This is a genomic window from bacterium (genome assembly GCA_024224155.1).
In the GTDB taxonomy this organism is placed as follows: Bacteria; Acidobacteriota; Thermoanaerobaculia; order Multivoradales; family JAHEKO01; genus CALZIK01.
In genome coordinates this window covers 37,589-46,757 of the sequence record JAAENP010000011.1, presented here as the reverse complement: position 1 = coordinate 46,757, position 9,169 = coordinate 37,589, and the positions used below count along the sequence as shown (strand labels likewise).

Annotated in this window: 6 protein-coding genes; 2 read left to right on the top strand and 4 right to left on the bottom strand. The window is 62.7% G+C overall.

Annotation, left to right across the window (positions count from 1 at the left end):
- Both xseA and GY769_01115 read right to left on the bottom strand, forming a co-directional pair.
- Positions 1 to 788 (bottom strand): exodeoxyribonuclease VII large subunit (gene xseA / locus GY769_01120; GenBank protein ID MCP4200517.1); only part of this gene is annotated, 788 nt, incomplete at its 3' end.
- 96 nt (positions 789 to 884) lie between these two features.
- Complete coding sequence (locus GY769_01115; GenBank protein ID MCP4200516.1) at positions 885 to 1,415, bottom strand: hypothetical protein; 531 nt, start codon at positions 1,413 to 1,415, stop codon at positions 885 to 887.
- A 158-nt stretch (positions 1,416 to 1,573) separates the two neighbouring features.
- Between GY769_01115 and GY769_01110 the strand changes: the two genes are divergently transcribed.
- Positions 1,574 to 4,735 (top strand): tetratricopeptide repeat protein, encoded by a 3,162-nt coding sequence (locus GY769_01110; protein ID MCP4200515.1) that lies wholly within the window; start codon positions 1,574 to 1,576, stop codon positions 4,733 to 4,735.
- 59 nt (positions 4,736 to 4,794) lie between these two features.
- On the opposite strand, the gene GY769_01105 is transcribed toward GY769_01110, so the two are convergent.
- Positions 4,795 to 5,469 (bottom strand): hypothetical protein, encoded by a 675-nt coding sequence (locus tag GY769_01105; GenBank protein MCP4200514.1) that lies wholly within the window; start codon positions 5,467 to 5,469, stop codon positions 4,795 to 4,797.
- Positions 5,470 to 5,471: 2 nt separating this feature from the next.
- Positions 5,472 to 8,030 carry a VWA domain-containing protein gene (locus GY769_01100; GenBank protein ID MCP4200513.1) on the bottom strand — a complete coding sequence of 853 codons (2,559 nt, stop codon included), beginning with the start codon at positions 8,028 to 8,030 and terminating at the stop codon, positions 5,472 to 5,474.
- Positions 8,031 to 8,136: 106 nt separating this feature from the next.
- Between GY769_01100 and GY769_01095 the strand changes: the two genes are divergently transcribed.
- A complete protein-coding gene (locus GY769_01095) occupies positions 8,137 to 9,168 on the top strand; it encodes an HD domain-containing protein (protein MCP4200512.1) in 1,032 nt (343 codons plus the stop codon).
- Position 9,169 lies beyond the last annotated feature (1 nt).

Here is a 9,169-nt window from a genome sequence, read left to right as displayed (position 1 = left end):
CGCACTCGCGCGGCCAGGAACTCCGCCGCCTGGGCCGGAGTCTTGGTCTTCGTGTGGGCCACGAGGTCGGCCACGGCCTCGTCGATTTCGTGACCGAGGCCCGTAATCACCGGGACCCTGGCACGGGCGAGCTCTTCCGCGACTCTTCTGCTGTCGAAGACAGCCAGATCCGTGCGCGAACCGCCGCCGCGAATGAGCACGAGGCAATCGATCGGCAAGGAGCGCGCTCGGCGCAGGGCCGAGGCCAGCTCGCTCTCGGCTTCTCGCCCCTGAACCGCGGAATGTAGAAAGTCCACCGTGAATCCGTAGCCACTCTGCTCCAGGGTGCTCACGAAATCATGGTAGGCGGCGCTGTCGTACGAGGTGATCAACCCTACCCTGAGAGGAATCTCACTCAGGTCGAGCTCCTTGTTGGCCTGCAACAAGCCGGCCTCTTGAAGCGCTCGGAGGGTCTCGCGTCGACGCCTGCTGAGAAGCCCCAAGGTGAACTCCGGGTCCACACGTCTCACGACCACTTGCAGGCGGCCGAACGGCGGATAGAAATCGACCTGTGCGCGGCAACGGATCTCAACACCGTCCACGAGCGACTGGCTGTTCTCGGCGAGATCTCGTTCGATGGCCTCGAGATCGCTGCGCCAGATCACGGCCTCGAGCTTAGCGAGCACGTCATCCCGCCGCCCCTTTTCGACCAGCTCGAAATACAGGTGCCCGCGGCCGCTGCGGCGAAGTCTCTGCACCTCGCCGGTCAACCAAGCCGTGGGCAGCCTGGCGCGGAGGGCAGCGCGCACTTCCGAGGCAAACTCGGAAATGCGATAGGTCTTCTCCTCGAAGGGCAGCGTCAGCTCGGCTCCCTGGAACTCGGTCTCGAGGTCTTGGCCTGCAGGCTAGTGATAGCTGGTCAGCTCGTCCGACGATGCTAGCGGAATCGACTTGGCCCAGCTGACCACGTTCTTGTCGTTCAGGCTCAGCTTGCTGAGAAAATCGACGGCGTCGTCGCGGTTCTGAAACACTCGCCAGATGAAGGTGTGCCCGGCGGGAGCCGTGAAGTAGGTATAGCCTTCGGCGCCGTCACTCAAGTCGAATCCGAGGTCGGTCTCGCCGTTGACACCGATGCAGGCGATCGCCACGCTCCGATAGGCCAGTGCGAGCGCTTTGATCGCATCCTCGTAGTCCCCCAGCTCTTCCTTCGACAGAAGCGTGTGGTACACGGCGATCTTGTTGGAATCTTCCTCGGCCAGCAGGTTGTACGGCACGTCGTTTCTGTCCATGGCCTCTCGAGTCTCCGCGGTGGTCACGAACACGTCCTCGGAACCATCGACCTTGTAGGTAACCGCGAAAATGTCTTCGTCGAATTCAGCAAATGCCTCTGCGAGCATGCTCTCGTCTTCGATCGTGAAGTACGTCAGTTGATTCATGAGGCGGCGTCTTGACATGAGAAAACTCTCCCCGGGGTCTTGGATGGGCTCGGATTTGGGTCGGCTTTGCGGTCACCTGAACGGTGGCGCGTCCTGCATTCTAACCGGAAGTCCCGTAAAATCCATCGGTAGCCTAGCTCTCTGCCGCTACTTCTCAAATGAACCGACCAGCGCAGCTCGAGTCCCGGCTCCCCTGTGCAGTCCTGCGGCTTTGGTGGCTTGATCGCCACGGCGAGGCGAGGTTCCCCGATTCGCGCCCCGACCGGATCCTCGCCAGGCCGGAGGGCGTCCACGAGGTGGGAGAGGGGTGCTACGCGGTGGTGCCCTGGGCCGGAGATCCGGCGGTCTTCGACGCTGCCACCGACTGGGCGCGGCAGCTCGAGCTCGAGAGCGGATCCGCCTCGAAAAGCAGCGAGAGTCGGCTTGCGCCTCTGGCCGTGATCTACCCCGGCGTCGTCAGTATCGGCAGCGAGCGAGCCCAGCTCGAACCGGATGACCTCGATTTCGATCTCGACCACCGGCCTCCGAAGCTCCCGGCCGGCGTCTATCTGAGTGGTCGCGCCGCCAAGATGCTCGAGTACATTCCCGCGTTGGGAAAGGGAGTGTCCTATCAGGGACAATCGGGTAAGGCGCTCCCGCTCATTCGGTTCGAGGGACCCCAATACGATCAGCCGCCATGGCGCAACCCCGAGGTGCTGGGCCACCGCACCGAATACGTCATTCGAAAGCAGCTGTCGGATCGTTTGTTCCAGCTTCTTGGGGAGACCGTCACTCGAGTTACCGGATCGCTCGGCTGCGGCAAGACCCGCATGGTCTGGCAAGAAGTAATGCGCCAGAACGGAATGCGACTCTGGATTCGGGCTCGTCCCCCTCGCATCGAGGCTCCGATCGTCAGTGAACAGCTGATCACTCAGCTTCTGATTCCGTCAGAGGAACAGCTGCGCGACCCGCTGCATCCCAGGTTCGATACGGAGCTCGACAGCGCTCAGATCCGAGAGGCGCTCGCCAAACGCGGCGGCCGGCGCTCGGAAGCGGAGATCCGTCTGCTGAGCGAACGCGCAACGGTCGCTCTGAGCCACCTGGCCCAGAGGGCCAAGCGCAAGGTTTGGATCGTGATCGACGATTTTCATCAGATCAGCTCACAGGACTTCGCCTTTTTCAAGCACCTGCTCGAGGCGGTCGATCTCACGGTCTTTCGTTTCGTCTTGATCGGTCGCAACGGTGGTGCCTGGCCCGATTCTCTCGAGCCGTTGCCCATTCTCGAGATTCCGCCGCTCGAAGACCACGAAATGGAAGAGCTGGCCGCGAAAGTCACCACCGGGTTGTCGATACCGGAGGTTGTCGAGAAACGCTTTCTGAATGCGACTCGCGGATATCCGTTCGCTTTCGAAGAGGGACTCTTCGCGCTCGTCCACGAGAGGTACCTGCGGCGAATCTACGGTAGTTTCTTTTTCGGCGGCAACGACGATCTCGAGTATCAGCCCTCATCGCGACTCGTGCGCCATGTTGAGGCTGAAGTATCGAGGCTGGGCGAGCCACTTCCATTGCGGCTGCTGTCGATCACCGAGCACCCGGTGCCCGCGGCGGAGTTGGCTTCGGCAGCCTCCATTCTCGGCAAGTCGGTCGAGCCGGGATGGGAGGAGCCCTTCATCGAGGCTCGAATCCTGGACAATGTCGAGTCGGCATGGGGCCGCGGAGTACGTATCGTCTCGCCGGTCAATCGGCGGGCTCTCTCTCACAGCCTGCCCCAGGAGCGTGCGCTGGAAGCCCGGCGTGCCCTCGGTGAGCTCCTGTCCTTCGGTGGTTCGGACGGCGAGAGCCACTGGCTCTCTTACCGGTTGCTTTCGGGACTGCCCGAGGCGATCGAGCCGTTGATGAGGCTCTTCAAGACCCGGCACGTCAAGGAGATTCCTCGAGATGAACTGCTTGGAGCTCTGGAGCGGGAGCTGCGCGGTTTGCGCGACCGCGCCAAGGCCGACCGCGGTGAGGTCCGGCAAGCTCCGAGGCAGGAAGGAGACGATATCGAGCTCGAGCTTCTCTGGCGCATGCTTCCGCTGGCTCGACGCATGGGCCGCTTGAACAAGTACGAATCGGACCTGGCCCGGGGAGTCGAGCTCAGCGCCCATGAACCCAGAAAGCTATTGGGGCTGGCCAGCATCAAGGCCGAGCAGGACCAGGAGTCGGGGAGATTTCAGGACGCGGAGAACACGATCCAGTTTGCGCTCAAGGCCGCGGGCGGGCTGGAAGCTCGCCACAAGGCTCTGCTCCTGATGCAGCTCGGCCGGCTTTTCTTGCGCCAGAGCCGCTTCGACGAGGCCGAACAGCTCTTTTCGAATCTTCTCAAGGCGCTCGACGAGACCGAAGCCGCGGCACTCACGGCCAGCTGCCGCTTCTACCTGGGCAACGTCGCACTCCACCGGAGAGACCTCGATGCCGCGCACTCCTTTCACCTCGCTGCTCTTGAGCAGCGCCAGCAGCACAAGCTCAACCGGGCCGCGGGCGCGTCTCTCTCTGCGCTCGGCGCAGTGGCCACGGCCCAGGGAAACTACCCCCAGGCGCTGGAATACTACCGGCAATCCCTGACCGTGCTCGAAAGGCACGGCAAGGAGGGTGACGACAGCTTTGCTTTCTTGGGGCTGGCTCGAGCCTACGGTCGGATCGGCGATTTTCACGCGGCCACCAAGCCCGCACGTCGGGCGCTCGAGCTGCGCTCAGATCGGGACGACGTCGCCGGGGAGGCGATCGCTCGACTCGCCGTGGCCATGAACTATCTCGATCTGGGCAAGTCCGACGCCGCTCTCACAGAGGCGCGTAAGGCCCATTTCCAGCTCACCATGTCCTCCGCCGACGAGCAACTCGCCGACACCGAGCTGACGCTCGGTGTGATCCACCTGAGACAAGGACGAGACTCCGACGCCCGGCGTCGCTTCGAAGAAGCCCTCAGGCGCTTTCGCGAGCTGAACAAGCGGCTCGAGACGTCCTTCGTCCTCGCCTATCTGATCGAGGTCAGTGTCATGCAAGAGGACGCCGAGGCCATCCGAACGTTCACCGCCGAGTTGAAGAACAAGCTGAACGAGCTTCCGCCCCCGGACCAAGGAGAGATTCTAGACTTCCGCATCTACCGCGGGCTGGAGTGGCTCTCGAACAACGGCTTCAAGGTCGGCAATCCTGCGTCGTTTCTTGCCCGCGCCTACAAGTCGGTCATGAAGAAGGCCGAGAACCTGAGCCAGGAGCTCCGGCAGCGCTACCTCTTCCGGATCCCGGCGAATCAGGAAATCGTGGATTCGGCAACCCGCAGGGGCCTGACGGCCACCGACTGAGTCGCCACCGGCTGCCAACAACCGGTCTTGGACCCGGCGCCGGCCTCCGCGCCGAGGTCCTACGGAACCAGCTTAGAACCAGCGAGGTAGAGATCTAGCCGCCCGCGCTCGGCTTCGGTGAGATCGGCGTAGCGCACGAGGAAATCCGACCCCGGCTCGGGCAACGGGATCTTCGGGTTCGACAACATCGACTCGAGATTCTCGCAGCCTGCGTCTCCGGCAAAGAAAAGCGACATGCGACGGCAGAAGCCCACCAGATCCGCCGCCAACGCGCTCTCGAGCTCGACTTGAACGGTCTCCGGAAGCTCTTCGGCGACGACTCGATAGCCCTCGTCCTCGGCCGCGATCGTCACCCACGCCGTAACCCGGTGCTCTTGCCGGGGGAAGCGCACCTGATCTTCGAAGCCCGATGGAATGGTACCGAGCTTGATCTCGGTGACCAGCCGACCCTCCCCTGAGAAAACTACCTGGATCATCGCCTTGTGCAGGCCGTCTTCGGCCGGCTCGAGGCGCAGCGAGCCGTGCTCGAGCGTCACCGTGTTCTCGGGCGACGACAGCCGCAGATCGAGGGGCCCACTCTGCATGGGCAGGGCCTCGATGTCGAGGTTCTCGTAGGTGCCCTGGGCCCTATCAAACGGGAACTCTGCTCCTGCCCCGAGAGCCAGAAGCCGGCCAGCGGACACCGCGATCGCAACCGCCAGGGTCACCCGGGTTCTGCCTCTCCCTCTCGACATCGCTAATTCGGATAGTACCCGCGAAGCGTTCTGGCGCTCAACTTCCCGTCCCTCACCTTGAGCTCGATCGTGCGGAAGGCTTCATCGGAAGCGGGATTGTCCGAGGTGTAGGCCACCAGGTATTGGCTGCGCAGCTCTTGTTCGATCTCCCGGTACACTCCCTCCAGCTGGGCTGCCTCGCGAATGAAGAAGTGGCGACCGCCGGTCTCCGATGCCAGCTTGCTCAACTTGTTCTGGATGCCAGTCTTCATGCTGCCCACGTCCAGCCCCACGGCATAGACAACCACGCCGCTGCGCCGCGCGTACTCCAGCGCTTCGCGGAAGGCATATCGACTCGCCGAATCATCGCCGTCGGAAAGCAGAATCAAGGCTCGTTGCCCTCGAAAACCCTTGAAGTAATAGAGGCTGGTAACGATGGCATCGTGAAGAGCGGTCCAGCCCAGTGATTGCAGGTCCTCGAGTGACTCTTCGATGGCCCCGAGGTCGTCGGTGGGTGGCACCAAGAGTACGGGATCTTTGGAAAAGCTCAAAAGAAACGCCCTGTCCCTGGGGGTCAAGACGTCGCGCAGAAAACCCACGGCCGCTTTCTGTGCCTCCGGAAGAGCGGTAGCCATCGAGCCCGACGTGTCTATTGCGATACCGATCGACAGCGGCAGGTCCTTCACCAACTCGAACCGATCGATCACCTGCGGGCGTCCATCTTCGAAGACCTTGAACTCCTCCTCGGGCAGATCGGGCACCGGCCGGTTGCTTTTGTCCAGGACAGTTACCAGCATCTCGACCAGGTTGACCTCGACGGTCTCGGCGAACTGTGGCGAGTTGAGGAATCGTACCGCCTCCGCCCGATCGCCGTTGTCGAGCGTAGCGACTACCGTCAGGTACGCGGTCTCCTGCTCGCTCTTGTCGGGCACATCGATCATCGTCCGCCAGGGATCTTCGTCCAGTGTCGCCACCAGCTCATCGTTAAGCAGGAACTCCACTCTCTGTATCCGGCGCTCGTCGGGAACCGCGATCTCAGCGCGCGCCTGGACCCTTCCGGAGACCTTGTCGTTGTCCCCGGGCGACAGGATCCTCACCGAGAAGACTCCGCGAGGCTGATTCAACACCACTTCGTCGAAGGCCACCAGCTCGCCGTCGGCGTCGAACCCCTCGGCCCGGACCACCTGCTCCGTTGGAAACTCGGAAAGCCTCACATCGGCACCGAATGGTGGCTGCTTGCGGCGCAGCTGCGGCCGACCATCGACGGAGAAGACGACCTCGACAATGCGCTTGCCGGAGACCAGTACCTCGGCGCGCCAGTTGCCCAGAGCCAGACGGCCATCGGGAGGAGCAAGCAGAAGGCTGTCGTCACCGGCGATCGCCTCGAGAGCCAGGGCGTCTTCCATCTCGACGATGACCGCATCCGGCACTGCAATTTCCGCGACCGCTTCCGGCTCACTCGGAACACGCATTCCACTGGCAAAACGTGCCACCCCTCCCGAGACCTCATCGATGACCTTGAGGCGCAGAAGCACTACCCGTCCGGGCCTGAGCGCCCTTTCGATCGCCAGTCCTGCGGGAACATCCTCTTCGGGAGGTGCAATCTGGAAGCGCACCCGGAATTCCTCGAACACCGTCCCGTCTTGCTCGACCGTCCCTTCGACGGTCAGCTTGTGGGTTTGGGTCTCGGTCTCCTCCTCTTTGAAGAGCCCGAGCTCGGCATCCGGCGGCACCGTGAGGATCTGCCTGGCCACGATCCGCTGCCCTCGACGCTCCGGAAAGAGGAACTCTCCGGCGGTGATCTCGAGCTCGGCGGGCTTCTCGGGAACCGTGGTTTGAGCTGCCTCGTTGGCCCACTGCGCCAGATCAGCGGGCGCTTTCAGAACATCGAGTAACTCCTGGTTCGTCGGCCGTGGGCTCCGGTAGCCCCTGAGACCGTCGACACCGGTGACTTTGTCGATGAAGAGAGCGTCCTTGCAGGCTTTGATGTCGAACCGCTTGCCCCGAATGCGGCCGCGTAGCTCCTCGTACTGCTGCAGCCAGTAGGCCATGTCCTTGTTGTAGAGGGCCAGCTTGGAGTCCAGCGGAATCCAGAGACGATGGGGCCCCTCGGTGCCGCGCCTATAGAACAAGAGCTGGTGCCGACTCACCGTTTCCGCATAGGTCCAGACCTCGATCGGCTGGAAGGTCTGGCCACACTCCACCTGCCGACGCTCCAACGGAGAGCCATGCAGGAACAGGGTTCTCGCCCGGTCATCCAGAAACGAATTGAACTCCGAGAAGACGAGCCGTCGCCGTCTGTCAATCGCTTCGATCAACTCGTTTTCCGGGGTTTGCGGAATCGGATCGCTAGCTAAGAAGTCATCGATCCATCGAGTGCGTTCCGCCTCCGCGCTGGCGACGAGCTTCTCGCTCTGGCCTCTGCCGAGCAGCAGCCCAGGACCGTCGGAGAAAAACTCCCGGTCGCGCTCGGGCCAGAGGACGGGGCTGTCCTCCGCGTCGGCCGCAGACAATGTCCAGGGCAGCGCCATTAGGCAGGCGAAGCCTGTAAACGCTATGGTCCGTACCCTACTTCGATTCATCGTGACTCCTCATTCGCCGCAGGGAGTGCAAGCCCACTGCCAGAAACACTATAGTTGCGTTGCCGGCTCGCGCCTTCTCCGACCCACCCCAGCCAACCCCCGAACCATGCCCACTCGTCAGAACATTCCCATCTTCGACTGGCAGTCGGGCGATTCGGTTGCCGGTTTCGCCCTGGTTACGCGCAAAGAACGCCGCCAGGACCGGAATGCTCGAGACTACATCGACCTCGAGCTCACTGATAATACGGGCACCGTCTTCGCGAAGATTTGGGCCGACAGCGCCGCTCTCGACGCCGATTTCGAAGCGCACGACTTCGTGGCGTTTCGTGGCATCGTAAAGAGCTTTCGCGAACAGATTCAGCTCAGCATCGACCAGTGCCGACGTGCAACCGACGATGACCGCGAGCACGGTTTCGACGAAGCACTTTTGATCCCGTCGACTCCGGAGGATCCGGAAGATCTGTGGCGCAGACTGGAGGCTGTCTTCCGAACGATCGAGCGCCCCCACCTGGACCGGCTCACCAAGGAGACCCTGACCATCCACGGAAAAGCGCTCAAGGAACACCCGGCGGCGAAGACCATACACCACGCCTATCGCGGAGGTCTCCTCGAGCATGTCGTGTCGATGGCTGAGCTCGCATCGATGGTGGCCGGTCACTATCCCGAGCTCGACCGCGATCTGCTTCTGGTCGGAGTCCTGTTCCACGATCTCGGCAAGCTCCTCGAAATCGGCGCCATGCCCGCCAATGACTACACCCCCGAAGGACAACTGGTGGGACATGTGGTCATCGGCCGCGATCTCCTGCGCGAACGCTGCGCGGCGATTCCGGGGTTCCCCAACGACGACGCGGTCCACCTGGAACACTTGGTGCTGTCTCATCAGGGCCGGATGGAGTACGGAGCGCCGGTCGAGCCGCGCACGGCCGAGGCGCTCGCGCTTCACATGATCGACAATCTCGACGCCAAACTGGCTCAACTTCGACAAGCCGCTCGGCACCAAGACGGATTTCAGTACCTGCGCGGTCTGGGCCGATGGATGTACCTCGGCCCGCAGCGGAGTGCCGAGGACGACACCTCGACGAACGCTGCCGACGCCCAGCTCGAGCAGCTCGAGCTGGGCGCCGATAGCGAGTCGTAGC

Excerpts from the sequence above, each read along its gene's own strand:
- GY769_01110 (MCP4200515.1), top strand. The coding sequence starts at position 1,574 with ATGAACCGACCAGCGCAGCTCGAGTCCCGGCTCCCCTGTGCAGTCCTG.
- GY769_01100 (MCP4200513.1), bottom strand. The coding sequence starts at position 8,030 with ATGAATCGAAGTAGGGTACGGACCATAGCGTTTACAGGCTTCGCCTGC.
- GY769_01095 (MCP4200512.1), top strand. The coding sequence starts at position 8,137 with ATGCCCACTCGTCAGAACATTCCCATCTTCGACTGGCAGTCGGGCGAT.
- GY769_01105 (MCP4200514.1), bottom strand. The coding sequence starts at position 5,469 with ATGTCGAGAGGGAGAGGCAGAACCCGGGTGACCCTGGCGGTTGCGATC.
- GY769_01115 (MCP4200516.1), bottom strand. The coding sequence starts at position 1,415 with ATGAATCAACTGACGTACTTCACGATCGAAGACGAGAGCATGCTCGCA.